This window comes from Halolamina salina (assembly GCF_042678005.1).
GTDB classification, from domain to species: domain Archaea; phylum Halobacteriota; class Halobacteria; order Halobacteriales; family Haloferacaceae; genus Halolamina; species Halolamina salina.
Genome location: NZ_JBHUDH010000022.1, coordinates 16101 through 39008, shown reverse-complemented (window position 1 = coordinate 39008; position 22908 = coordinate 16101). Strand labels below are relative to the sequence as shown.

At 67.7% G+C, this 22908-nt stretch carries 24 protein-coding genes; 12 read left to right on the top strand and 12 right to left on the bottom strand.

The features are described from left to right. Positions 1-4: 4 nt before the first annotated feature. Positions 5-1114, top strand: coding sequence for a glycosyltransferase family 4 protein (locus tag ACFR9S_RS02765; RefSeq protein ID WP_379730564.1), 1110 nt, complete (start codon positions 5-7; stop codon positions 1112-1114). Between the two features lie 6 nt (positions 1115-1120). Here the strand turns inward: ACFR9S_RS02765 and ACFR9S_RS02760 are convergent, their stop codons facing one another. Together ACFR9S_RS02760 and ACFR9S_RS02755 are read right to left on the bottom strand one after the other, a co-directional pair. Next, positions 1121-2188, bottom strand: coding sequence for a glycosyltransferase family 4 protein (locus ACFR9S_RS02760; protein WP_379730565.1), 1068 nt, complete (start codon positions 2186-2188; stop codon positions 1121-1123). Then, positions 2185-3330 (bottom strand): glycosyltransferase, encoded by a 1146-nt coding sequence (locus tag ACFR9S_RS02755; protein ID WP_379730566.1) that lies wholly within the window; start codon positions 3328-3330, stop codon positions 2185-2187. The genes ACFR9S_RS02760 and ACFR9S_RS02755 overlap by 4 nt, the downstream gene beginning before the upstream one ends. A gap of 95 nt (positions 3331-3425) precedes the next feature. On the opposite strand from ACFR9S_RS02755, the gene aglJ reads away from it, so the two are divergent. From aglJ to ACFR9S_RS02740, 3 genes are all read left to right on the top strand, one after another. Then, positions 3426-4346, top strand: coding sequence for an S-layer glycoprotein N-glycosyltransferase AglJ (gene aglJ, locus ACFR9S_RS02750; RefSeq protein ID WP_379730567.1), 921 nt, complete (start codon positions 3426-3428; stop codon positions 4344-4346). A gap of 70 nt (positions 4347-4416) precedes the next feature. Then, on the top strand, positions 4417-4626 hold the full coding sequence (locus ACFR9S_RS02745; protein ID WP_379730568.1) for a ribbon-helix-helix domain-containing protein: 210 nt from the start codon (positions 4417-4419) through the stop codon (positions 4624-4626). A 133-nt stretch (positions 4627-4759) separates the two neighbouring features. Next, entirely contained in the window at positions 4760-4888 is a 129-nt protein-coding gene (locus ACFR9S_RS02740; protein ID WP_379730569.1) for a DUF7503 family protein, read from the top strand. A gap of 24 nt (positions 4889-4912) precedes the next feature. Here ACFR9S_RS02740 and ACFR9S_RS02735 read toward each other — a convergent pair whose 3' ends face one another. After that, positions 4913-7009 (bottom strand): hypothetical protein, encoded by a 2097-nt coding sequence (locus ACFR9S_RS02735; protein ID WP_379730570.1) that lies wholly within the window; start codon positions 7007-7009, stop codon positions 4913-4915. Positions 7010-7127: 118 nt separating this feature from the next. Then, a complete protein-coding gene (locus ACFR9S_RS02730; protein WP_379818014.1) occupies positions 7128-7883 on the bottom strand; it encodes a DUF7409 domain-containing protein in 756 nt (251 codons plus the stop codon). 164 nt (positions 7884-8047) lie between these two features. Here ACFR9S_RS02730 and ACFR9S_RS02725 point away from each other — a divergent pair, with 164 nt between their 5' ends. After that, positions 8048-8911, top strand: a complete 864-nt coding sequence (locus ACFR9S_RS02725) for a 3-hydroxyacyl-CoA dehydrogenase family protein (protein WP_379732110.1) — start codon at positions 8048-8050, stop codon at positions 8909-8911. A 99-nt stretch (positions 8912-9010) separates the two neighbouring features. Beyond that, on the top strand, positions 9011-10804 hold the full coding sequence (locus ACFR9S_RS02720) for an acyl-CoA carboxylase subunit beta (RefSeq protein WP_379818013.1): 1794 nt from the start codon (positions 9011-9013) through the stop codon (positions 10802-10804). Positions 10805-10924: 120 nt separating this feature from the next. On the opposite strand, the gene ACFR9S_RS02715 is transcribed toward ACFR9S_RS02720, so the two are convergent. Together ACFR9S_RS02715 and ACFR9S_RS02710 are read right to left on the bottom strand one after the other, a co-directional pair. Beyond that, positions 10925-11347 (bottom strand): DoxX family membrane protein, encoded by a 423-nt coding sequence (locus ACFR9S_RS02715; protein WP_379818012.1) that lies wholly within the window; start codon positions 11345-11347, stop codon positions 10925-10927. Between the two features lie 7 nt (positions 11348-11354). Continuing rightward, the gene (locus ACFR9S_RS02710) at positions 11355-11822 is read right to left on the bottom strand and encodes a MaoC family dehydratase (protein ID WP_379731664.1); all 468 of its coding nucleotides are present in this window, start codon (positions 11820-11822) and stop codon (positions 11355-11357) included. Positions 11823-11904: 82 nt separating this feature from the next. On the opposite strand from ACFR9S_RS02710, the gene ACFR9S_RS02705 reads away from it, so the two are divergent. The 4 genes from ACFR9S_RS02705 (at position 11905) to ACFR9S_RS02690 (ending at position 15761) form a co-directional block, all read left to right on the top strand. Beyond that, positions 11905-12756 (top strand): HpcH/HpaI aldolase/citrate lyase family protein, encoded by an 852-nt coding sequence (locus tag ACFR9S_RS02705; protein WP_379818011.1) that lies wholly within the window; start codon positions 11905-11907, stop codon positions 12754-12756. 67 nt (positions 12757-12823) lie between these two features. Further along, positions 12824-14077 (top strand): Glu/Leu/Phe/Val family dehydrogenase, encoded by a 1254-nt coding sequence (locus tag ACFR9S_RS02700; RefSeq protein ID WP_379732525.1) that lies wholly within the window; start codon positions 12824-12826, stop codon positions 14075-14077. A 125-nt stretch (positions 14078-14202) separates the two neighbouring features. Next, positions 14203-14607 (top strand): 6,7-dimethyl-8-ribityllumazine synthase, encoded by a 405-nt coding sequence (gene ribH / locus ACFR9S_RS02695; RefSeq protein WP_379818010.1) that lies wholly within the window; start codon positions 14203-14205, stop codon positions 14605-14607. Then, positions 14604-15761 carry a pyridoxal phosphate-dependent aminotransferase gene (locus ACFR9S_RS02690; RefSeq protein WP_379731663.1) on the top strand — a complete coding sequence of 386 codons (1158 nt, stop codon included), beginning with the start codon at positions 14604-14606 and terminating at the stop codon, positions 15759-15761. The genes ribH and ACFR9S_RS02690 overlap by 4 nt, the downstream gene beginning before the upstream one ends. A 45-nt stretch (positions 15762-15806) precedes the next feature. Here ACFR9S_RS02690 and ACFR9S_RS02685 read toward each other — a convergent pair whose 3' ends face one another. Next, positions 15807-16784, bottom strand: a complete 978-nt coding sequence (locus ACFR9S_RS02685) for an aldo/keto reductase (protein ID WP_379731662.1) — start codon at positions 16782-16784, stop codon at positions 15807-15809. 51 nt (positions 16785-16835) lie between these two features. Beyond that, positions 16836-17042, bottom strand: a complete 207-nt coding sequence (locus ACFR9S_RS02680; protein WP_379731661.1) for a hypothetical protein — start codon at positions 17040-17042, stop codon at positions 16836-16838. A gap of 127 nt (positions 17043-17169) precedes the next feature. Between ACFR9S_RS02680 and ACFR9S_RS02675 the strand changes: the two genes are divergently transcribed. Continuing rightward, positions 17170-18687, top strand: a complete 1518-nt coding sequence (locus ACFR9S_RS02675; RefSeq protein ID WP_379731660.1) for a cryptochrome/photolyase family protein — start codon at positions 17170-17172, stop codon at positions 18685-18687. Positions 18688-18867: 180 nt separating this feature from the next. Here the strand turns inward: ACFR9S_RS02675 and ACFR9S_RS02670 are convergent, their stop codons facing one another. After that, on the bottom strand, positions 18868-19152 hold the full coding sequence (locus ACFR9S_RS02670; RefSeq protein ID WP_379731658.1) for a DUF7545 family protein: 285 nt from the start codon (positions 19150-19152) through the stop codon (positions 18868-18870). A gap of 58 nt (positions 19153-19210) precedes the next feature. Beyond that, entirely contained in the window at positions 19211-20305 is a 1095-nt protein-coding gene (locus ACFR9S_RS02665; protein WP_379818009.1) for an NAD(P)/FAD-dependent oxidoreductase, read from the bottom strand. 105 nt (positions 20306-20410) lie between these two features. On the opposite strand from ACFR9S_RS02665, the gene ACFR9S_RS02660 reads away from it, so the two are divergent. Next, on the top strand, positions 20411-20710 hold the full coding sequence (locus ACFR9S_RS02660; protein WP_379732167.1) for a DUF357 domain-containing protein: 300 nt from the start codon (positions 20411-20413) through the stop codon (positions 20708-20710). Between the two features lie 23 nt (positions 20711-20733). Here ACFR9S_RS02660 and cysS read toward each other — a convergent pair whose 3' ends face one another. Further along, positions 20734-22212, bottom strand: a complete 1479-nt coding sequence (gene cysS / locus ACFR9S_RS02655; protein ID WP_379732168.1) for a cysteine--tRNA ligase — start codon at positions 22210-22212, stop codon at positions 20734-20736. Between the two features lie 66 nt (positions 22213-22278). Then, entirely contained in the window at positions 22279-22782 is a 504-nt protein-coding gene (locus ACFR9S_RS02650) for a DUF7523 family protein (protein WP_379732169.1), read from the bottom strand. Positions 22783-22908: the final 126 nt, after the last annotated feature.

The window sequence follows — 22908 nt, the reverse complement described above, 5'->3', positions numbered from 1 at the left end:
CGGCATGCGCGTCGCTATCGTGTCGGAGTTCTGCCCGCCGTATCGGACGGGCTTCTACGAGGCGTTCGCTGATCGCTTCGAGTCGAAGGTGTTCTTCTGTAATACCAAGGAGTCGTGGCGGGCCTTCGGGCAGTTTCCCTACCTCGAATTATCGAACTACGAACTCCGTGACCGATACGCCGTTGCTCCAGGTGTTTTCGGCGCACTTCGGGAGTACAATCCAGATGTCATCGTCGGTTCCCCTGTTGAGGGGTTCGGCGGGCAAGCGAGCTACCTGTACGCCCGAGTAACCGGGACCCCGTTCGTCCTCTGGACAGGTGAGTGGCATCTCCCGTTGACGACGCTCCGGACTACGACGTTCCCCCTGGTCTCGCGGATCTACGAGGGGGCAGACGCGATCGCAGTGTACGGCCCCCACATTGAGCATTACCTCGCCGATCTGGGTGTCGACCGGGACAAAGTCTCGGTTGCGTGGAACACCGTCGACACCACGAAGTTCGCGTCGAGCGAGCGGGACCCGGGCGAACTCCGTCGGGAACTGGGTATTCCGTCGGACAGCCCCATCGCGCTGTTCGTCGGGCGGATGATAGAGTCCAAGGGCGTCCGGTATCTGATCGACGCGTTCAAGGCCGTTCGATGGCGCACCGACGCCGAGCCACACCTCCTGTTGGTCGGGGACGGCGACGACTACGACGCCTTCAAACGGCAGGCCGAGGACGTACCGAACACGACACTCACGGGGTACGTCGATAACGATGATCTGCCCGCGTACTACGCGCTCGCTGATTGTTTCGTCCTGCCATCCGTCCAGACAGCGATCTTCCGTGAGCCTTGGGGACTGGTCGTGAACGAGGCGATGAGCTCGGGGACGCCGGTCATCGCGACAGGACAGGTGGGTGCCGCGGCCGCAGGAGTCGTTGAGGACGGCGTGAATGGCTATGTCGTTCCGGAACGCAACGCCCGTGCGCTCGCGGACAGACTGGCGTCGCTCCTTGATGACTCGGAGAAAGCGGCGACGTTCGGTAACCGGGCCAGGGAACGGATACGGGAGTTCGACTACGAGCGGATGGTCGACGGGATGGCCGAGGCGATCGAGACTGCGGTCAAGCGTTGAGGGGAGTCAGGTCCGCCCCAATGATCTCGTGAGGGCACGGCTGTACTGTGTCTCGACCTGTTCGGTCACTTCATCCCACCCCGACACTCGCGATCGATCGGACGTGGCTCCCGAAATGCGCCGAACGGCGTCGGCAACGGTGTCCCGGTCCGTCGTGGAAACACTGAGGCACTCGCCGATCTCGCTCCAGTTGACCAATGCTCCCGACTCCCGCACGACACATGGCGTCCCGGCCGCCAACGCCTCCGCGACTGTCATCCCGTACGCCTCGAACTCAGACAGCGTCACGTACACGTCCGCGCCCGCGTACAGTCCGGGCAACCGATCGTCGTCGACGTAGCCCAGAAACTCCACTCGGTCGTCAACACCCACTTCAGAAGCAATTCGCTCCAGTTCCCGCCGATATGACCCAGAGCCCGCCACTAACAGGTCGTACTCCTCCAACTCCGGCATTGCTCGAATCACGTGCTGTACTCCTTTGTACTCCTCCAGCCGACCGACAGTCAACAGATACGGCCGATCATGGACCTCGGGCTCTGTCGAAGCGAACCGCTCCACCTCGACGCCGTTCGGAATCACCGTCGCGTCGACGCCGAAGTCCTCCTGAAGCCGGTCACGTTCCCACTCGCTCACTGCGATCACCTCGTCGGCCTGCCTGACAGCCCACTTCCCGAACGGTTCGTACACCGACAGCAGACGGTCACGGAACCCACTCGCACTCTCACCGTGGTAGTGAGTCGTCACGACGAACCGCTCGTCGGTCACACCCAGCGCGGCGAAGAAGACCGGGAGCGAGTGATAGTTGTGCGCGTGAACGACGTCCGCGTTACTCCGACGAACTGCCGAGACGATCTCCGGCGCGATGTGAAACGCGCTGCCGGGTGAGAACCCTGGATGGCGGTGAACTTCGACGCCGTTCCGGAGCTCCCACCCCTCCACATCCTGCCCCAGATCCGCGGTATGGACGACGACTTCGTGGTCGCGCTCTACCAGTCGCTCACTGATCTCCTTCACGTGTGTCTCCACACCGCCCGTGCGTGGGGGATACCGAGGCGTGACCTGCAGTATCTTCACCCGTACACCTCCCGCAGCTCCTCGTCGATCTCCCACGTCCCGTCACCCTCACCGCTCAACAGCTTCAGGCTCGCACGGAACAGCGACACCTGCGTGTCGAACAGCGAGTACGCCGCTTGCAACGAACCGAGCTTCTCACGCGATCCCAACAGGACGAACCCCGAAACTGCCCCTGGAACTACCAGCCCCAGCGGGCCACCAACAGCCAACCCACCGAGCGTCGCCAGCCCGATCGACGCCATCACGAGCCACGGCGAGACGATCATGAACCACCAGTTGAACGGCAGTACTGCCCGCCCGTACGCCCCGTACCCCCCCAGCATCTCGCGCTGTCGCCAGAGCAACCGAATCAGCCCCATCGCCCGTCGATCCTTCTGCTGACGGCGCTTCCGGAACGTCGAATGGGCAGCCTCCTTGTACTCGATCTCGGGGTCGAACACCACCCGATCACCGTCCTTCCGGATCTTCAGCGCCAGCTCCGTGTCGTCGGCGATGGAGTCCTCGTCGATGGGGACGATCGCGCCGTTCTCGAACGCCGAGAACGGCCCGTGGAAGATGAGCGTCGAGTCGAGGTGTGACTCCAGCGTCTGGATGTGCGCCTGCACGTCGCGGTACCCCTCTTCGACCTCGCTCCCGCCGAGTGTCTCGGCGTTCCGTCCCGTCACCGCACCAACTTCGGGGTCGGCGAGGTTCGCCGCCGCCTCCCGGAGGGCGTCGTCGGCGATCCGTGAGTCGCAGTCGGTCTTGACGACCATCTCGTTCGACGCTGCGGCGTAGGCTTCGTTCAGCGCGACCGCGAGCCCGCGACGCTCCTCCTCGCGGATAAGCGTCAGCTCTGGCGCGTCCCGCTCCTCGAAGAACGACTCCACCAGCTCCGGCGTCTCGTCCTCGCTGGAGTCGACGACGACGATCTCCACCTTCTCCATCGGGTAGTCGAGCGAGACCAGTTCCTCGAGTTTCGCCTCGACGATTCCTTCCTCGTTGTACGTCGGGAGGACGATGCTCACAGTCGGCTCGGCGTCGTAATCCTTCTCCGCGGGCGATCCCTCCGGTCCGAGGAGCCAGTACAGCCCCACGTAGGCCAGATAGGGAAGCCCGGTCAGCGCGAGGAGGCTGCCGAGAGCCTCGACCAAACGTCGCATACTCCCCCATGCGACACGAGCGCCAAAAACCCCGCCGGTGTCGTCGCCCCAAGTAGAAGCCTTTTCACTCCACCCACTACCACACGAGAAACGATATGCCCGATCCCGAGCGCGTCACAGTCCTTCTGCCCACCTACGACGAGGCCGCCACTATCGGCGACTGCGTCGACGGTTTCCGCGAGCAGGGGTTCGACGACGTGCTCGTGATGGACGGCGGCTCAGACGACGACACCCGCGAAATAGCCCGCGAGCACGGCGCCAGAGTCGAGATACAGTCCGCCTCGGGCAAGGGGCAGGCGATCCGCGAGGCCGTCCGGGAACATATCGACCGCGAGTACGTCCTGATGGCCGACGGCGACGGCACCTACCGCCCAGAGGAAGCGGACCGCATGCTCGCGCCGCTGGAGGAGGGGTACGAGCACGTCATCGGAGACCGGTTCGCCGACATGGAGGACGGGGCGATGACCCGCCTGAACAAGGTCGGCAACAAGCTCACCAACCGCCTGTTCAGCTTCATCCACGGCGAGAGCTTCGACGACATCCTGAGCGGCTACCGCGCGTTCAGCCGCGCTTCCTTCGAGCGCCTGCGCCTCTCGGCGGACGGGTTCGGCATCGAGACGGAGATGGCCGTCGAGTGTGCGAAGCAGGGGATCCCCACCGCGGTCGTGCCGATCACGTACCTCGAACGGCCCGCAGGCTCGAACACGAACCTCCACCCGATCCGGGACGGCGGGATCATCTTCCTCGAGCTGTTCCGGCGTGCGAAGACGAGCAATCCCCTGTTCTACTTCGGCAGCGTCGGCGTCGTCTCCGGGCTCGCCGGGGCGGCGGTCGCCGCCTTCGTCGCGATCGAGTGGTTCGTCTACGGCGTCCCCCACCAGATCTGGGCGCTCGTCGGCGCCGCCGGGATCCTGCTCGGCGTCCAACTGCTGATGTTCGGCGTGCTCTCGGACCTGATCCTCACCCTCCACCGCGAACAGCTCGACCGGATCGAGTCCATCGCCGACGAGGAGTGACGTGATCGGGCGTCGACGGCCCTGCCCGCAGCCGGCGCGCTTTTCCCCGCCCGCGCCCGACCGGCGCGTAATGACCGACTACACCACCGTCTCGATCCCCACCGAACTCGCCGAGCGCGTCGACGAGACAATCGAGGGGACGAGCTTCTCGAGCACGAGCGACCTCGTTCGATTCCTGCTGCGCAGTATCGTGATCAAACACCAGAAACGCGGGGAGCTCACGGAGGCGGAGTTCGAGGAGATCGCCCAGCAGCTCGAAGATCTGGGCTATCTCGAGTGAAAGGTCGCGGATCGACGGCCGGTACAGCTCGGCTCTGTCTTGCGGTTCTTTGCTCTCGCCGATTTATCAATCCCTAATATCAAAGCCGGGAATATCTATTCACAAATACAGTGGCTGTGTGGCATAGGATGTCATGTCCGAACTCAAGTCGTTCCTGGCCGACAACCCGAAGATGATGGGCGTCCTGTTCACGATGATGCTATTCCTCTCGCAGGCGGGGAGCGCCGTCGCTGGTCACTCGAGTCCGGTTGCAGGTCCCTGAGTCAACCACTAGAAGAAGCGCATCTTACTGCGAAAGCTCCGATAGCCACTTGATTTCTCCCTCGTAACGGACGAGGTCGTCTTCGGCATCTTCGAGCAAACTTTCGAGATCCGAATAGAACACCTCCCCCAAAACACCCGGTGCGAGGTGTTGACGCCGATCGTCGGCGATGTCTATCGACGCCATTCCGCCGGTACTCAGATCGGAGTCGGGGTACAGTCGCACTCTCGCGATGTACCCGTCATCGACTTGTTCGATATCTGTAATCGGTGCGCCGATACTCTCTCCTTGCACGATGTCGACATCACCGTCACCAACGACCGAATACTGTCCCCCGACAAACGACTGCTTGCTCGCGACGCTAAGTGCCGAGTGGAGTGGGAATCCATAGTTCAGCAGCTTTACCATCGCTTTTCCCACTCGTGTCGCACCGCTGTTGACTACTTCGGTGAGCGTGACGACGCCGCCGACGGCGCCGTTCTCCAGCAGCGCCATCCCCTGATCGTACGACGCACAGCCATTGAGGAAGAACGCATCGACGCCGACGAAATCCAGATTGCGCGCGTCGAGGCGCCCGTCGGAGCACTGGAACCCATCTGACTCGACGTGGCCGATGTAGTGGAGGAACTCCCGCTCGGTCTCGAGCACCGCCGAGAGTCGTTCGGTGGTGAGGTTGCGGTACACCCGCAGGTCGAACGGGAAGTCCGTGTCATCGCCGTACACCTCCTCGGCGACGTCGCCCTCCTCGGTCATCCCCTCGTCGTTGACGACGACGGTGACGCCGATCTCCTGCGAGGGCGTGTGTTCGATACCGTTGCGGTAGCCGTCGACCGACGCCTTGATCGCGCCGACGGGGACGCCATCGTCTGCCCAGACGGTCTCGAACGCACCGGTCGGTTCCGGCTCGACCAGATCCGGTAGCGACCCCTCGGGCCTCTGTGCACGCTCCTCCCCCATGCTGCGCGTCGTACTGCGGGTCGGTCCCGTGAGCGCCGCTACGTCCGGCCCGGAGCCGGCACGCGCGAAGTCGAACAACGAGTCGGACTGCACCTGCTCGGGGGTCGTCGCCTCCCCGGCTGGCGCCTTGATCGTCGCCAGATCGTCGATCAGGTACGGCAGCAGCTCGGCGTTCTCCGCCTCGGGCGCGACGTAGCCCGCGGTCTTCCACTTGGGCACGCAGTCGGCAATCCGCTCGTAGGGGACCGAGAGGTACGCGTCCAACTGTTCGGAGAGCGCTCGGCCGTAGAGGTCCGCCCAGTCGAGGTCGACGCGCTGGTCGACCTCGTCGCGCTCGGCGAGTTCGACCTCGTAGAACCCCTCCGTCCGCGCGACGCAGTCGAACAGCAGCGTCTGCTTGAGCGTCTGCGCGACCGTCTCCTCGAAGCCGCCCGGGCCGTCGAGTCGGTAGCTGAATCCGTCTTCCCCGACAAGCCGAGGGACGTTTCCGGGCACCACCTCGGCGCCGAGGTAGAATGCGAGCGGGGCGACCGGGTAGACGAACCGGAGTCGCGGCGGCACCTCGACCCGGACGCCGGCGTCGGCCGGCGCCATCGATTCCGGGATGTCCAGTTCGTCGCCGAGTTCGATCTCGGGGGGGTGCCCACGCAGCGTCGGGTAGGACCGCTCGACGGACGTGGTCTTCAGCGAGGAGGACATCGCCGACACCGCACGCATCATCTCCCGGGACTCCGCTGTCGTCGTGATCGTCCCCGCGGGGTGGTTGTGCCGGGAGCGCCCGGCGACGAACAGGTCGCCGTCGGTACCGACTGTCGTCGTCATCCCGTTTGTCTCGACGGTCAGCGACCCCTCGATCCGGACGTACAGCTTCACCGGCTGCTCGAGTTCGATCAGGTACTCGCCCGAGCCGAGGTCCACGCCGTCGGTCCGATCCATCTGCGCGACCACGTCGCCGTCGCCGTTCCGGACGAACGTCGCGACGTAGCTCCCGAGCGTGATGCTCTCGGTATCGACCCGTGCGGCGGCGTCGACCGGGAAGTAGAACCGATCGCCGTCGATCGTCTCGACCTCGGCGGGCTCGGGCATCCGCAGCACGCACTGGCGCTGCTCGATACTGTCCGTGACGTGGAGGGATGTCCCGCGGGTGGCGATGTCGATGCTCACCGGGACGCCACCCCCGACGGAACCGCCTGCCCGGGTCTCGCCATCTACGTATCGATGTTGATGCTTCGAGTATAAAGGCTTCGTCGGCCCGACGCGGCCGCGCGGTTGTCCCGCCGGCTCAGTCCGCCCGCTCGCTCGCCTCGTGGTGCCACCGCTGGAGGCGGTCCCGGGAGATGCCGGTCACGTCCGACAGCAGCTCGGGGCTGGCGGTCGCGAGCGACCGGACGGACGTGACGCCCGCCTCCGCCAGCCGCTCGGCGTAGCTCTCCCCGATCCCCGAGATGTCGGTCAGCGGCGTCGGCTTCGACCGCTCGCGCCAGGCCGCCTCGGCCGCCAGCGGGTCGCCGCTCCCGTCGGCGGTCGCCGAGTCACCGCCGCTCGTGGCGTTCGCGACCCACGCGGCCTCGTCGTCGGTGTCGTCTCCGTCGTCGTCGGGTTCCACCTCGTCGAGCGCCTCGGGCTCGCCGGCGGAGCCGTCGATCCACGCCGCCTCCTCGTCGAGATCGTCGTTGTCCGTCTCTCCCCCGTCGTCGCTCGTCTCCCCGTCACCGTGGCTGGAGGCGACCCACGCGGCCTCCTCGTCCCCGAGCCCCCGGACCTGCTCGGACCGCCGGTCCAGATCCCCGTCGTTGTCGAACGACCAGGGGAGCGAGTGGTGGCGGCGGATCTTCGCGGCGACGCCGGGGTTGACCCCCGCTTCGAGCAGCATCCGGTAGGAGACGTCCTTCTCGAGGACGTCTTGTGCGGAGAACCCGGCCGACTCGATGGCGTCGGCGGTCGCCGGGCCGACGAACTTCAGGTCGGTCGGCGTGTCGACCGAGCGTCGCTCCTCCTCGTCGACGTCGGCCATCAGATGCTCCAGCAGGCGGGTCACGTTGGCTCGCAATCGTTGCCAAAGACACTTGAAGCTTTGTGTGAGCTGACTGCCGGTTACCGGACGTAGAGCGCTTCTACCTCACGATACGAGGGAGATATCCGCGGCGATGCAGTCTGGCGGTTGTCGCTACCCTTACGGTGCTGCCGGGCCGAGCGCCGACCATGTACGAACTGGACGACGTGGAGACGGTCGGTGTCGTCGGCGCCGGGACGATGGGTGCCGGGATCGCACAGGTCGCCGCGACCGCGGGCTACGACGTGGTGATGCGGGACATCGAGCAGTCGTTCGTCGACGACGGCTTCGAGACGATCGACGACTCGCTCTCGCGGCTGGTCGACCGGGACGCGCTGAGCGAGCAGGAGGCCGAGGACACGAAAGCGCGGATCACGGGGACCACCGAGCTCGACGACCTCGCGGGCGCCGAGCTCGTCGTCGAGGCCGCGCCCGAGGAGATGGAGCTCAAGCAGTCAATCTTCGCCGATCTGGACGACGTGCTCGACGAGGAGGCGCTGCTCGCGACCAACACGTCGACGCTGTCGATCACGACCATCGCGAGCGCGACCGAGCGCGCGGACGCGGTGGTCGGCCTCCACTTCATGAACCCCGTCCCGATCATGGACGGCGTCGAGGTCGTCACCGGCGAGCGCACCGCCGACGAGACGACGGCGCTGGCCCACGCGTTCGCCGAGGACCTCGGGAAGGAGACGTGGGAGTCCGACGACAAGCCCGGGTTCGTCACCAACCGCATCCTGATGCCGTGGATCAACGAGGGGATCCGCGCGTTCGACGAGGGGGTCGCCGAGAAGGAGGACATCGACCGCGGGATGACGCTCGGGACGAACGTCCCGATGGGGCCGCTCGAACTCGCCGACCACATCGGCCTCGACGTCTGTCTCCACGCCAGCGAGACGCTCCACGAGGAGCTCGGCGACCGCTACACCCCCGCGTACCTGCTGAAGCGGAAAGTCGAGGCGGGCGACCTCGGGAAGAAGACCGGGCGCGGCTTCTACGAGTACGACGAGTAGTCGGCAGACGGGACGGCGACTCCGCGGCGAGCGACGGTCCCTCCCCGGACCGACTCCATTTTCGGACCCTTTTTGCCCCGTTCGACCGACCACCCCCCTATGCACGTCCGCATCGGCGACGGTGCCACCGACGAGGAGGCGTCGGCGGTCGCCGCCGCGCTGGCCGAACATCTCGGCGCCGACATCGAGGTGCTGGTCGGCGACGCCGACGAGCCCGCGGCCACGGCCGCGCCCCCCGAGACGGAGTACCCCCTCGACGACGACCTCGGGCCGACCGAGCGCGAACGGAAGCTCCGCGAGGAGATCGAGGAGATCCTCGGCGGCGGTCCCGAGAAGTACAAGCAGCGCCTGCCCGAGCAGGGCAAACTGTTCGTCCGTGACCGGCTTGACCTCTGGTTCGGCGAGGACGGCGACGGCGGTCCCGGCGACGCCGACCGCGAGGGCGCCGCCGACGGGATCCAGTTCGAGGACGGGAAGTTCGCCGCGTTCGACGAGTGGCACCCCGACTCCCCGGAGGTCGAGGAGTACGACGAGAACACCCGACTGCCCGGCGACGGCCTCCTGACAGGGGCGGCGACGTTCGAGGATCGCGACGTCCACTGGATGGCCAACGACTTCACCGTCAAGGCGGGGTCGATGGCCGGCCGCGGGGTCGAGAAGTTCCTCCGGATGCAGCAGCGCGCGCTCAAGTCGGGCAACCCCGTGCTCTACCTGATGGACTCCTCGGGGGGCCGGATCGACCAGCAGACCGGCTTCTTCGCCAACCGCGAGGGGATCGGGAAGTACTACTACAACCACTCGATGCTCTCGGGGTACGTCCCGCAGATCTGCGTGCTGTACGGCCCCTGCATCGCCGGCGCCGCCTACACCCCGGTGTTCGCCGACTTCACGATCATGGTCGAGGGGATGTCCGCGATGGCGATCGCCTCCCCGCGGATGGTGAAGATGGTGACCGGCGAGGAGATCGACATGCAGGACCTCGGCGGCCCCGCCGTCCACGCCAAGCATTCCGGCAGCGCCGACCTCGTCGCGAAAGACGAACGCGAGGCGCGCGCGATGGCCGCGAAGCTGATGAGCTACCTCCCGGACAAGGCCGGCGAGAAGCCCCCCCGCTCGGAGCCGGAGAACCCCAAATTCTCCCCCGAGGGGATCGACGAGGTCGTCCCAGACAACCCGAACAAGGCGTACGACGTCCACGACCTGCTCGACCGGATCTGCGACGCCGAGTCGGTCATGGAGATGAAGCCCGAGTACGGCAAGGAGATCGTCACCGCGTTCGCGCGGATCGACGGCCGGCCGGTCGGCGTCGTCGCGAACCAGCCCAACCACCGATCGGGCGCGATCTTCCCCGACGCCGCCGAGAAGGCGGCGGAGTTCATCTGGACCTGCGACGCCTACGAGATTCCGCTGCTGTACCTGTGTGACACGCCGGGGTTCATGGCGGGCTCGGAGGTCGAGAAGGACGCGATCCTCGAGAAGGGGAAGAAGTTCATCTACGCCACCTCCTCGGCGACGGTGCCGAAACAGACCGTCGTCGTGCGGAAGGCCTACGGCGCCGGCATCTACGCGATGGGCGGTCCCGCCTACGACCCCGAGAGCGTGCTCGGACTCCCCTCCGGCGAAATCGCGATCATGGGGCCGGAGGCGGCGATCAACGCCGTCTACGCCAACAAGCTCGACGCCATCGACGACCCCGAGGAGCGAAAGCAGCGTGAACAGGAGCTCCGCGAGGAGTACCGACAGGACATCGACGCCCACCGCATGGCCAGCGAGGTCGTCATCGACGACGTGGTGCCGCCGTCGACGCTGCGGGGGGAGCTGGTCAACCGCTTCGCGTTCTACGAGGACGTCGAGAAGGACCTGCCCGACAAGAAACACGGCACCGTTCTTTAAGCCGGATGGCGAGGGCACGGCTCCCGTGCCCTGACCCGCCGACCGCGGTGGCACTGGGCGGGAGCGCGATCCCCCACCGCGGCGCCGTTCGATCGCCTGTTCGCCAGCGTCGCCGCCACCTCACTCCGCCCCGAGCGCGTCGAGCAGCACCACCCACGCGAGAGCGGCCAGCCCCACGTCCCGGATCAACACGTCGACGAACCGGCCGTCCGTGGCGGCGACGACCGCGAGGTAGAGGACCGTCACCGGAAGCGACACGGCGGCGACGGCCGTCGCGGGCGCGACGTAGCGGTCCGCGAGCAGCAGGGCGCCGACGAGGATCTCCGGCGGCCCGTTCGCGAGCATGAACAGCCTCGGATGCACGACGAGCCACGGCGCCAGCCAGTCGGTCACGTAGACGGCCCACGCCGCCGGGGCCAGCAGCTTGTGCACCCCGGCGAGCACCAGCATCAGGCCGAGTCCGAGCCGTGCGACCGTCGCGGTGCCCGCGGCCGCGATCACGGGGGAAAGCAACGCCCGGAGCCGCTCGGTGACTGGGTCCATCCGTGCCCTACTCGGCGTGTTCGCGCTTCAGGCTCAGCGCCGTCCGATCGAACTCACAGACGAGCGTGTCCTCCCCGTCGGACTCGACTTTGAACGCCTCGACGTGCATCTCTACGATCCCGCGCTCGCCGTCGCTGGTCTCGCGCTTGTCGGTCACCGTCGTCCGCGCGTAGATCGTGTCGCCGTGGAACACGGGGTTGGGGTGTTCGACGTTGTCGTAGGAGAGGTTCGCGACGATGGTGCCGTCGGTGGTGTCGGGGATGGAGAGCCCGACCGCCAGCGACATCGTGTACAGCCCGTTGACCAGCCGTTCGCCGAACTGCGTCTCCCCGGCGAAGTCGCTGTCGAGGTGGAGCGGCTGCTGGTTCATCGTCATATCGCAGAACGTCTGGTTGTCCGACTCCGAGACGGTGCGGCGCTTCTCGTGCTCGATCGTCTCGCCGACCTCGAACTCCTCGTAGTAGCGTCCCGTCATACCCCCCGGATCGATCGGTCGGCGCAAAACGCTGCCGACTCGATCCCGACCAGTTAACTCCGCGCCGTCTGAGTCGGTAGGTATGGCACGCAGAAGCCTCCTGTTCTCGCCGGGCGACCGCCCGGAGCTGATGCGCAAGGCGCCGGAATCGGGCGCGGACACGGTCTGTTTCGACCTCGAGGACGCCGTCGCACCGAGCCAGCGCGCCGCCGCGAGGGAGTCGGTTCGCGAGGTACTTGCAGACCCGGCGTTCGATCCCGACTGTGAGGTGACCGTCCGGGTGAGCGTCGACGCTGCGGCCGACCTCGACGCGCTGCTGGACGACGCGCCCGACTCGCTGCGCCTCGACGGCGTGATGGTGCCGAAAGTCGCCGAGCCCGAGGACGTGCAGTGGGTGGCGGACCTGCTCGACGAGCACGACGCCGACCCCGCGCTGCTCGCGCTGGTGGAGACCGCCCGCGGCGTGCTGCGCGCCGAGGACATCGCCGACGCGCGGGCGACGGACGCGCTGGTGTTCGGCGCGGAGGATCTCGCCGCCGACGTGGGTGCGACCCGGACCGACGAGGGGACCGAAGTGCTGCACGCGCGCCAGCAGGTAGTGTTGGCCGCGAGCGCGGCGGGCATCGACGCCATCGACACCGTGTTCACCGACTTCGAGGACGAGGCGGGGCTGCGCGAGGCCACCGAGTTCGCGCTCCAGTTGGGGTACGACGGGAAGATGGCGATCCACCCCGCACAGGTGCCCGTGATCAACGACGCGTTCACGCCCGCACCCGAGCGCGTCGAGTGGGCCGAGCGCGTGCTCGACGCGCGTGACGAGGCCGAACGCGAGGGCCGTGCGGTGTTCAGCGTCGACGGCGAGATGATCGACGCGCCGTTGATCGCGCAGGCCGAGCGCGTGCTGGAGCGGGCGGCCGCGGGCGAAAAGCGGTAATCCTTCACAAACGTTCCGTCGGGACTTCGGCAGGCTTATTCGAGCTACGGGCGAATTCCGCGCCGGAATGTCAGACGAAGCAAACCCGTTCGAGAGTCTGCAGGAGCAGATCGACGACGCGGCCGCGTACCTCGACGTCGACGACGACGTCATCCACCGGCTCAAGTACCCCGAGCGCGTGCTGGAGACGAACCTCTCTGTGGACATGGACGACGGGTCGATCGAGCGCTTCAAGGCGTTCCGATCGGAGTTCAACGGCGACCGAGGCCCCTACAAAGGGGGGATTCGCTACCACCCCGGCGTCACCCGCGACGAGGTCAAGGCGCTGTCCGGGTGGATGGTGTACAAGTGCGCCGTCGTCGACATCCCCTACGGCGGCGGGAAAGGGGGGATCGTGATCGACCCCTCGGAGTACTCCGCGAACGAGATCGAGAACATCACGCGATCCTTCGCCGAGGAGCTGCGCCCGTTCATCGGCGAGGACAAGGACGTGCCCGCGCCCGACGTGAACACGGGCCAGCGGGAGATGAACTGGATCAAGGACACCTACGAGACGCTGGAGAACACGACCGAGCCCGGCGTCGTCACCGGGAAGTCCCTCGAAGCCGGCGGGAGCGAGGGTCGCGTCGAGGCCACGGGGCGCTCGACCGCAATCACCGCCCGCGAGGCGTTCGACTACCTCGGCCGGGACATCGTCGGCGCCGACGTGGCCGTCCAGGGGTACGGCAACGCCGGCTGGATCGCCACGAAGCTCATCGACGAACTCGGCGCCAACGTCGTCGCCGTCTCCGACTCCTCCGGCGGGATCTACGACCCCAGCGGGCTCGACCCCGTCGAGGTCAAGGAGTTCAAGCGTGACACCGGCTCCGTCTCCGGCTACGAGGGCACCGAGGCGCTGACCAACGAGGAGCTGCTCACCATGGACGTCGACCTGCTGGTGCCCGCGGCGCTGGAGAACGCCATCGACGGCGACCTCGCCGAGGACGTCAGCGCCGACGTGATCGTCGAGGCCGCCAACGGCCCGCTCACGCCCGACGCCGACGACGTGCTGACCGAGAAGGACGTCCACGTGTTCCCGGACATCCTCGCCAACGCCGGCGGGGTGACCGTGAGCTACTTCGAGTGGGTCCAGAACCGCCAGCGCTTCTACTGGGACGAGGAGCGCGTCAACGAGGAGCTGGAGGCGGTCATCACCGACGCGTTCGACGACCTCACGGACGCGTACGCGAGCTTCGACCTCCCGAACTTCCGCACCGCGGCGTACGTCGTCGCGATCCAGCGCGTCGTCGACGCGTTCACCGATAACGGCAACTGGCCGTAGACGGCTCTCGTCGTACCGCACTGTATCGCCCGCTGTGTGTTTCTCCGCGTCGTTCGCCCCCGAGCCGCGGCTGTCGCGACCGCCCGCTTCGGTAGTTCTTTCTTCGCCGGCGCCAAGCATCGCGTATGGTGAATCTCGGACTCGTGGTAGCGGAGTTCAACGCCTCCGTCACCGAGCGGATGGCGGAGGCGGCGGCAGACGCCGCCGCGGACCGGGGCGTCGATATCGGCGAAACCGTACACGTGCCCGGCGTGTACGACAGCCCGCTGGCCGCGGACCGGCTCGCGCGGCGAGAGGAGATCGACGCCGTCGCGGTCGTCGGCGCGGTCGTCACGGGCGATACGGATCACGATCAGGTGATCAGCGACGCGACCGCGGAGTCGCTCCAGTCGGTCGGACTCGACCGTGACACGCCGGTCACCTTCGGCGTCACCGGCCCCGGACAGAGCGGTGCCGAGGCCCGCGAGCGCGTCGACAAGGGGGCAGCGGCCGTCGACGCTGCGGTCGACCTCGTGGAGGCCCTGCCATGAGCGAGCGCGAGTGGAACTTCGCCGAGCGCGTCGGCCGCGTCGAGCCGTCGGCGACCGTCGCGGTCGGCAACAAGGCGAGCGAACTCCAAGAGCAGGGTGTCGACGTGGTCGACCTCTCCGTTGGCGAGCCGGACTTCCCGACGCCCGAGCGCATCCGGGAGGCCGGCCGGCAGGCGATATCGGACGGCCACACGGGCTACACGGCCTCCAGTGGCATCCCGGAGCTCCGGCAGGCGATATCGACCGACCTGAAAGGGAAAGGTGTCGCCTGCGAACCCGGGAACGTCGTCGTCACGCCCGGCGCGAAGCAGGCGCTGTTCGAGACGGTGCAGGCGCTGGTCGACGAGGGCGACGAGGTGATCCTGCTCGATCCGGCGTGGGTCTCCTACGAGGCGATGGTGAAACTCGCCGGCGGCGACCTCACGCGGGTCGATCTGGGCCAACACGGCTTCGACCTCGAACCCGCGCTGGACGACCTGGCGGCCGCGATCTCCGACGAGACGCAGCTGCTGCTCGTGAACTCGCCCTCCAACCCCACGGGTGCGGTGTTCTCCGACGCCGCGCTCGAAGGCGTCCGTGATCTGGCGGTCGAGCACGACGTGACCGTCATTGCCGACGAAATTTACGACCGGATCACCTACGACGCCGACCCCACCTCCCTCGCATCGTTCGACGGGATGGCCGAGCGGACGGTGACGGTCAACGGGTTCTCGAAGGCGTACTCGATGACCGGCTGGCGGCTGGGCTACCTCGCCGCGCCCGAGCCGCTGGTCGATCAGGTGTCGAAGATCCACGGCCACTCGGTGACGTGTGCGCCGAACTTCGTCCAGCACGCGGGCGTCGAGGCGCTTCGGAGCGTCGAGAGCGACGTCGCGACGATGGTGGAGGCGTTCGAGCGGCGCCGCGACCTCGTGGTCGACCTGCTCGCGGACCACGGGAAGGAGATCCCGAAGCCCGAGGGGGCGTTCTACGCGATGATCCCGACCCCGAGCGACGACGTGGCGTGGGCCGACGCCGCCATCGAGGACGCCCACGTCGCCACCGTTCCGGGTAGCGCGTTCAACGCCCCGGGCTACGCACGGGTCTCCTACGCCGCCAGCGAGGAACGACTGAAGGAAGGGTTCGAACGGCTGGCCGCCGAAGGGCTGATCTGACTCACTGCGCAGCCGACTGTTCTCCTGAATCGAGGGACGGGTCGCTTACTCGATCTCCGAGACCTCGACCGGCTGGTACGGCTCCTCCAGGTACTCGATCTCCGAGTCGCTCAGCGACACCGAGAGCGCCTCGACGGCGTCTTCGAGGTGTTCGACGCTGGTCGTGCCGACGATGGGCGCGTCGACGGCGTCCTTGTGCAGGAGCCACGCCAGCGCGATCTGGGCCATCTTCAGGTCTTTCTCCGCGGCGAGCTCCTCCACGCGTTCGTTCACTTCGCGGCCGCCGTTTGCCAGATACGGGTGGCGGTCGGCCTCGGCCTCGCTCCGCCCGCGGGTCGTGGTTTCCAGCTCCTCGTGTGGGCGCGCGAGGAAGCCCCGAGCCAGCGGCGACCACGGGAGCACGCCGACGTTCTCCCGCTGACACAGCGGCAGCATCTCCCGCTCCTCCTCGCGGTAGAGGAGGTTGTAGTGGTTCTGCATCGTGGCGTAGCGCTCCAGCCCCTCGCGGTCGCTGGTGTGGAGCGCGTCGGCGAACTGGTGGGCCCACATCGACGACGTGCCGACGTGCCGGGCCTTCCCCCGGCGGACGGCGTCGTCGAGCGCCCGCATCGTCGTCTCGATCGGCGTGTCGTCGTCCCAGCGGTGGGTCTGGTAGAGGTCGACGGTGTCCATCCCCAGCCGATCGAGCGAGGCGTCGAGCTCCTGCTCGATCGCCTTCCGGGAGAGCCCCCCGGAGTTGGGGTCGCCCTCCCGCATCTGGAAGTACCCCTTCGTCGCGACCACCATCTCGTCGCGGTCGTACTCCGCGAGCGCGTTCCCGAGGATCCGCTCGGACTCGCCCTTCGAGTACATGTTCGCGGTGTCGAAGAAGTTGATCCCGAGCTCGACCGCTCGGTCAATCAGCTCCCGGCTCGCCTCCTCTTCGAGCACCCAGTCGCGCCACGAGGGGTCGCCGAAGCTCATGCAGCCGAGCGCGATGCGCGAGACCTCGATCCCGGTGTCACCGAGCGTGGTGTACTCCATGGGGAGTCGTTGTACCGGTGTGACAAAAACCCACGTCCCCCGGCCAACTCCTCAGTCCCGGAAACTGGCGGTGTAGACGAGGAACGCCCCGGTGATCAGGACGAACGCGAGGAACGTCACGACCGCGAGCACGACCACCACCGGCGCCAGAACACCGAGGTACGATTCGCCGGCGGGCGTCGTCGACAGCGCGATCGCCGCCAGCAGCGCGGCGATCAGCCCCAGCAGCCAGTCTCGAAGGACGTTTTCGTACTCCATACGGGTCGTTCCCGACCCGGCAGGGAAACTCCACCGACCGACGGCCGGCCGGACGAACTTTACCCCGCCCCGCCGACACGACGCGCATGGAACCGCCCCGCGTCCCAGCCTCCCTGTTCGCGCCACAATGACGCTGTGGCTGCTCGGCACCCACCTCGACCGCACTGCCGACTACCTCGACGAACACGACCACGTCCTCCTGATCGAGGCGACCGCGTTCGCGGACCGCCGCCCGTACCACCCGCACAAGCTGACGCTCGTGTTCGCGGCGATGCGTCGGTTCCGTGACGACCTCAGAGCGCGCGGCCTGACCGTCGACTACCGACGGGCCGAGACGTTCGGCGAGGGGCTTGACGACCACTTCGACGAGCATCCGGGGGACGACCTGACGATGCCCAGACCGGCCGCACACGGCGCCGAGGATCGACTCCGGGAGCTGGTCGACGATCGTGGCGGGCGCATCTCGTTCGTCCCGAACCCCACCTTCGTTCTCACCCCCGAGGAGTTCGACGAGTGGGCGGATCGTCGGGGAACGAGCGATCCAGACACCTACCGCTTGGAGGACTTCTACCGGTGGATGCGTCGTCGGTCGGGCGTGCTGATGGACGGTGACTCACCGGAAGGGGGCGAGTGGAACTACGACGAACAGAACCGCGAGACCCCGCCCGACGACTGGGAGCCACCGGCGCCGCCGCTGTTCGAACCCGGCGAAACGGTCCGTGAGGTGGCGTCGTGGGTCGAGGCCGAGTTCGAGACGTTCGTCGACACGGACGAGGCGGCGCCGTTCCGGTGGCCGGTCACCCGGAAGCAGTCGCTCGACGCGCTGGAGCAGTTCGTCGACGCGCGGTTCGCGGCGTTCGGTCCCTATCAGGACGCGATGGTCGAGGGGGAGTGGGCGATGGCCCACTCGCTGCTGTCGGCATCGATCAACCTCGGGCTGCTCCGGCCGATGGAGGTGATCGAACGGGCCGATCGCGCGTACGAGGAGGGAGACGCGCCGATCAACAGCGTCGAGGGGTTCGTTCGGCAGGTGCTGGGGTGGCGGGAGTTCGTGCGTCACGTCTACCGGCGCTCGATGCCCGCGATGGCCGAGGCGAACCAACTCGGGCAGACGGAAACGCTGCCGCCGGCGTACTGGACGGGGGAGACGGAGATGACCTGCCTCTCGGAGGCGGTCGAACACGTCCGGGAGCGGGGCTACGCCCACCACATCGAGCGCCTGATGGTGCTCTCGAACTTCGCGCTCGTCTACGGCGCCGACCCCCACGAACTCAACGAGTGGTTCCATCGGGGGTTCGTCGACGCGTTCCACTGGGTCACGACGCCCAACGTCGTCGGGATGGGGTCGTTCGCGACAGACGTGCTCTCCTCGAAGCCGTACGCCTCGTCGGGGAGCTACGTGAACCGAATGAGCGACTACTGCTCGTCGTGTCCCTACGCCGTCTCACGCGACACCGGCGAAGGGGCGTGCCCGTTCAACAGCCTCTACTGGACGTTCCTCCGAGAGCACGAGGAGACGCTCCGGGGGACGGGGAGGATGGGGCTGATGTACGCCCACGTCGACGACAAGGACGAGGCGGAGTGGACGGCGCTGGAGGAGCGGGCCGAGGCAGTCCGGGAGATGGCCCGGAACGGGACGCTTTGATCGGTCGACGGTGGCGAACAGGCGACCCGACTGCTCCGCGAGCCGGTGGGTCGCACTCCCGCCTCGTTCGGCTCGCGGTGGCTTTCACCGCACGGGGCGGCTGGTCGCGCTCTCGGTGATAAACCTTCGCCGGCGCTGGCGCTGGGGAACGGTGAAAAAGCGGTGAGAACGGGAGCGGCGTTAGTGCTGGTGACCCATCGCGTCGGCCAGCGAGATGCCGAAGCGATCCTCGAACAGCTCCTCGAGCGTCTCGTTGGCGTCCTCGATCTCGTTCGCGACGCCGCCCTCGGCGTGGTGAACGCGGGCGTGAGCCTGCTGGGCGAACGCCTGCAGCACGATGTCCGCGAGGATCTCGGCGTCGGGCTCGTCGCCGTCGCGCATCAGTTCGAGCATGACGGGCGGCACGTCGACAGTGTCGGTTTCGCCGTCGGGGCCTTCGACCGTGAACGTCTTCGTATCGCTCATAGGGGAGAATCGAGGGTCGGACGTAAGGCTCTGTGGGTCTCGGCTCGTCGGCGGGTCGCTAGTCGTCGCCCGCGGCGGGCTCGGGCGCCGCGTCGACGCCGAGTTCGCCGGCGCGTTCGCGCTGCTCCAGCCAGTCGTCGGCGTCGAGCGCGGCCTCGCTCCCCATCCCGGCGGCGGTGACTGCCTGCTGGTAGTGGTGGTCGACCACGTCGCCGGCGCCGAAGAGGCCGGGCACGCCGGTCGCGGTCTGCCCGCCGCCGCGGCCGCCCTCGGTGATGATGTACCCCTCGTCGTCGAGTTCGACGCCCGTGTCGTCGAGGTAGTCGGTGTTCGGCGTGTGGCCGATGGCGTAGAACACCGCGCCGACGTCCATCTCGAACGTCTCGACGCTGTCGTCGCCGGCTTCGAACTTCTCCTTGGGGTGGCCGTCGGGGTGGCGGACGAGGCTGGCGTGGTCGATCCCCTCGTCGGGATCGCCGTGGATCTCGGTGAGCTCGGTGTTCCAGAGGATCTCCACGTCGCCGTCGTCGACTTTGTCCATGATGCGGTCGATCCAGTAGTCCTCCGCGCGGAACTCGTCGCGGCGGTGGGCGATGTAGACGGTGTCGGCGAACTTGGTGAGGAAGTTCGCCTCCTCCATCGCGGCGTCGCCGCCGCCGACGACGAGCATGTCCTCGCCGCGGAAGAACGCGCCGTCGCAGGTGGCGCAGGTCGAGAGCCCGTAGCCCATCAGTTCGTCCTCGCCGGGGACGCCCAGCGTGCGCGCGGAGGCGCCCGAAGCGGCGATGAACGCGTCACAGGTGTACACGTCGCCATCGCGCATCTCCACGCGGAACGGCGAGCCGTCGGTGCCGTCCACCTCGCCCAGCGGCGTCACGTCGACGACGATCCCGTGGTCGAGTTCGGCGCCGAAGCGCTGGGCCTGCTCCTTCATGTTGTTCACCAGCTCTGGCCCGGAGATCCCCTCGGGGAAGCCGGGGTAGTTGTCGACCTCGGTGGTGAGGGTGAGCTGGCCGCCCGGCTCGTCGCCCTCGAGCACCAGCGGTTCGTTGTTCGATCGGCCGGCGTAGATCGCCGCGGTCAGCCCCGCGATCCCCGTGCCGGCGATGATCAGGCGACGGTGTTCGACCGCCTCCTCGACGTTCTCGGTCATACTCGAGGGTAGGGGAGTGGCGGGTATGTAGGTTATGCTGTGGGCACTTAGGGGATGACGACACGCTCCGACAGCCTTACCGCCGGCGGGCCTGACCCCCCGACCATGGCCGCCGATCTGGAGGAGAAGACCGACCGCTACGGCGAGATGCTCGCGGACGCGTTGGCCGCCGCCGAGCCCGCGGCACCGCCGGGGACGCCGCTGGGCGAGGCCGCCGCCGAGACGTACGAGATGGCCGACTCCTACCTCGACGACGGCCGGCACTTCCGCGAGGCCGACGACCCCGTGAACGCGCTGGCGTCGTTCTCCTACGGCTACGGCTGGCTCGACGCGGGCGTCCGGTTCGGGCTGTTCGAGATCCCGGAAGACACGGAGTTGTTCACGACCGACGCGGGCGGCGAGTAGTCGACCCGTCCCCGCGACGGGTATCAGTCGAAGCGGTACGACGGCCCGTCGTCGCTGTCCTCGACTTCGACACCGAGCGCCTGCAGTCGGTCCCGGAGGTCGTCGGCGCGCTCGTAGTTGCCGGCGTCGCGCTCCTCCTCGCGCACGTCGAGCACCAGTTCCACGAGGTCCTCGGCGATCTCGGCCTCGCCCTCGGTCACGTCGCCGAACTGGAGGCCGAACACGCCCTCGCCGTACTCCTCGAAGAACTCGATCGCATCCCGGAGCGCGGGGTAGTCGTAGGGAGCGCCCGCCTCGACGTGGCGGTTCACCGCGTTCGCGACTTCGAGTAGCTCCGCCATCGCCTCGCGGGCGTTGAGGTCGTCGTTCATCGCCGCCTCGAAGCCGGCGCGGGCCGCGGCGAGGTCGTCGCGGAACTCGCTGTCCTCCGTCTTGGTGAGCGCGTCGGCGTCGTCGGCGTGCTCGACGGCGGTCTCGTAGGCTCGTTCGAGTCGTTCCCAACGCCGACGGGCCTCCTCGATCGTCTCCTCGGTGTAGGCCTGCTGGGAGCGGTACTCCGCGGAGGCGTAGAACGTCCGGAGCACGTTGGTTCCGAACTCCCGGACTGCGTCGCCGACGGTGAAGTAGTTGCCCAGCGAGGAGGACATCTTCTCGCTGCCGGCCTGCATGAAGCCGACGTGGAGCCAGTAGTTCGCGAAGCGCTGGCCCGTCGCGGCCTCGCTCTGGGCGATCTCGTTCTCGTGGTGCGGGAAGACGAGGTCCTGCCCTCCCATGTGGATGTCGAGTGTGTCGCCGAGGTGGGTCATCGACATCGCGGAGCACTCGATATGCCAGCCGGGGCGCCCCTCGCCCCACGGTGACTCCCACGTCTGCCCCTCGGGGAGTTCGCCGTCGTGCTCGTGCTTGCGGTGTTCCTCGACCGCGTCGGCACCGACGCCGCCGGCCTTCCAGAGCGCGAAGTCGGCGGGGTTGCGCTTCTCGGCTCGCTCGTCGGGGTCGCCCTGCTCCTCGAGTTCGTCGACGGTCTGGTTCGAGAGCTTTCCGTACCCCTCGAACTCGCTCACGTCGAAGTACACCGAGCCGTTGGATTCGTAGGCGTACCCCCCCTCGATCAGCGTCTCCACGAGCTCGACGATCTCCGGGACGTGCTCGGAGACCCGGGGGTACACCTCCGCGCGCAGGAGGTTCAGGTCCCGCATCCGGGAGAGCACCTCGTCGGTGTAGTGGCGGGCCACGTCGGCCTCGCTCTCCCAGTCCTCGCGCTCGCCGACGCGGGCCGTGATCTTCTCGTTCACGTCGGTGACGTTCTCGACGTGGCGCACGTCGTACCCCTCGTGGGCCAGCCAGCGGTGGAGGATGTCCGCCTGCACCCAGAGGCGCGCGTGGCCGAGGTGGGGATCGTCGGAGACCGTCAGCCCGCAGACGTACAGCAGAACCGCGTCGCCGCTCGGCTCGAACTCCTCGCGATCGCCCGACAGGGTGTCGGTCAGCGACAGGGTCATGGAGGAAGGTTCTCCAGCCGGCGGTTTGAAGCCGTCGGAACCGGGACTCGCGCCGGCCGCGCCGGCTCAGGCGGGCACTCGGGCGAGCGCGTCCTCGACCGCCCGGAGCGTCGCCACCCCGTCCCGTCGATCGACGACGACCAGCAGCGTCCCGTCGGCGACTGCCGCGGCAGCGGCGTCGATCCCCTCGGCGTCGAGGCGGGCACAGACTCCCCCGAGCGCGGTCGTATCGACTTCGCCAGTCGCGACGACAGCCGTCATCGACCCCGCGTCCGGGCTGACGGCGACGCCACCGACTGAGAGCAATGGATCAGTGGTCTCCTCGCTTGCCGAGTCGACGACACCAACGCCGCTCTCCATCCGGACGCGGGCGTCGCTGTCGGCCGTTTCGAAGTCGGGCAGCTCGTCGGCGAACCGTCGGAGCGCGGTCGCGACGGCGTCGGTGTCGGCGGCGCCGTCGACGTCGAGGAACTCGGCGGCGGCGGTGTAGTTGAGCACGCCGGCGCGGAGCGAGAGCAGGAGGAACGGCTGCTCGCGGACCGCGTCGCGGGTGGCGGCTGCGGTGGACATGGCCGGAACTGACGACGGCGACGGCAAAAGTCCATCCACCCGGCGTGGCTATTCTGGTGGTGGCGTCCGGTGTCGGCTGGCCGGCGGTTGCGGTGGCGCGGTGGCGGGTGCGGTGGGGTGGACGAC

What these genes read in the sequence shown, in the direction of transcription:
- ACFR9S_RS02710 (WP_379731664.1), bottom strand. Translation starts at nt 11,822, where the DNA reads ATGACGGGACGCTACTACGAGGAGTTCGAGGTCGGCGAGACGATCGAG.
- ACFR9S_RS02715 (WP_379818012.1), bottom strand. Translation starts at nt 11,347, where the DNA reads ATGGACCCAGTCACCGAGCGGCTCCGGGCGTTGCTTTCCCCCGTGATC.
- ACFR9S_RS02675 (WP_379731660.1), top strand. Translation starts at nt 17,170, where the DNA reads ATGACGCTGTGGCTGCTCGGCACCCACCTCGACCGCACTGCCGACTAC.
- ACFR9S_RS02745 (WP_379730568.1), top strand. Translation starts at nt 4,417, where the DNA reads ATGACCGACTACACCACCGTCTCGATCCCCACCGAACTCGCCGAGCGC.
- ACFR9S_RS02660 (WP_379732167.1), top strand. Translation starts at nt 20,411, where the DNA reads ATGGCCGCCGATCTGGAGGAGAAGACCGACCGCTACGGCGAGATGCTC.
- ACFR9S_RS02680 (WP_379731661.1), bottom strand. Translation starts at nt 17,042, where the DNA reads ATGGAGTACGAAAACGTCCTTCGAGACTGGCTGCTGGGGCTGATCGCC.
- ribH (WP_379818010.1), top strand. Translation starts at nt 14,203, where the DNA reads ATGGTGAATCTCGGACTCGTGGTAGCGGAGTTCAACGCCTCCGTCACC.
- ACFR9S_RS02690 (WP_379731663.1), top strand. Translation starts at nt 14,604, where the DNA reads ATGAGCGAGCGCGAGTGGAACTTCGCCGAGCGCGTCGGCCGCGTCGAG.
- aglJ (WP_379730567.1), top strand. Translation starts at nt 3,426, where the DNA reads ATGCCCGATCCCGAGCGCGTCACAGTCCTTCTGCCCACCTACGACGAG.
- ACFR9S_RS02685 (WP_379731662.1), bottom strand. Translation starts at nt 16,784, where the DNA reads ATGGAGTACACCACGCTCGGTGACACCGGGATCGAGGTCTCGCGCATC.
- ACFR9S_RS02700 (WP_379732525.1), top strand. Translation starts at nt 12,824, where the DNA reads ATGTCAGACGAAGCAAACCCGTTCGAGAGTCTGCAGGAGCAGATCGAC.
- ACFR9S_RS02670 (WP_379731658.1), bottom strand. Translation starts at nt 19,152, where the DNA reads ATGAGCGATACGAAGACGTTCACGGTCGAAGGCCCCGACGGCGAAACC.
- cysS (WP_379732168.1), bottom strand. Translation starts at nt 22,212, where the DNA reads ATGACCCTGTCGCTGACCGACACCCTGTCGGGCGATCGCGAGGAGTTC.
- ACFR9S_RS02765 (WP_379730564.1), top strand. Translation starts at nt 5, where the DNA reads ATGCGCGTCGCTATCGTGTCGGAGTTCTGCCCGCCGTATCGGACGGGC.
- ACFR9S_RS02650 (WP_379732169.1), bottom strand. Translation starts at nt 22,782, where the DNA reads ATGTCCACCGCAGCCGCCACCCGCGACGCGGTCCGCGAGCAGCCGTTC.
- ACFR9S_RS02725 (WP_379732110.1), top strand. Translation starts at nt 8,048, where the DNA reads ATGTACGAACTGGACGACGTGGAGACGGTCGGTGTCGTCGGCGCCGGG.
- ACFR9S_RS02740 (WP_379730569.1), top strand. Translation starts at nt 4,760, where the DNA reads ATGTCCGAACTCAAGTCGTTCCTGGCCGACAACCCGAAGATGATGGGC.
- ACFR9S_RS02705 (WP_379818011.1), top strand. Translation starts at nt 11,905, where the DNA reads ATGGCACGCAGAAGCCTCCTGTTCTCGCCGGGCGACCGCCCGGAGCTG.
- ACFR9S_RS02720 (WP_379818013.1), top strand. Translation starts at nt 9,011, where the DNA reads ATGCACGTCCGCATCGGCGACGGTGCCACCGACGAGGAGGCGTCGGCG.
- ACFR9S_RS02665 (WP_379818009.1), bottom strand. Translation starts at nt 20,305, where the DNA reads ATGACCGAGAACGTCGAGGAGGCGGTCGAACACCGTCGCCTGATCATC.
- ACFR9S_RS02755 (WP_379730566.1), bottom strand. Translation starts at nt 3,330, where the DNA reads ATGCGACGTTTGGTCGAGGCTCTCGGCAGCCTCCTCGCGCTGACCGGG.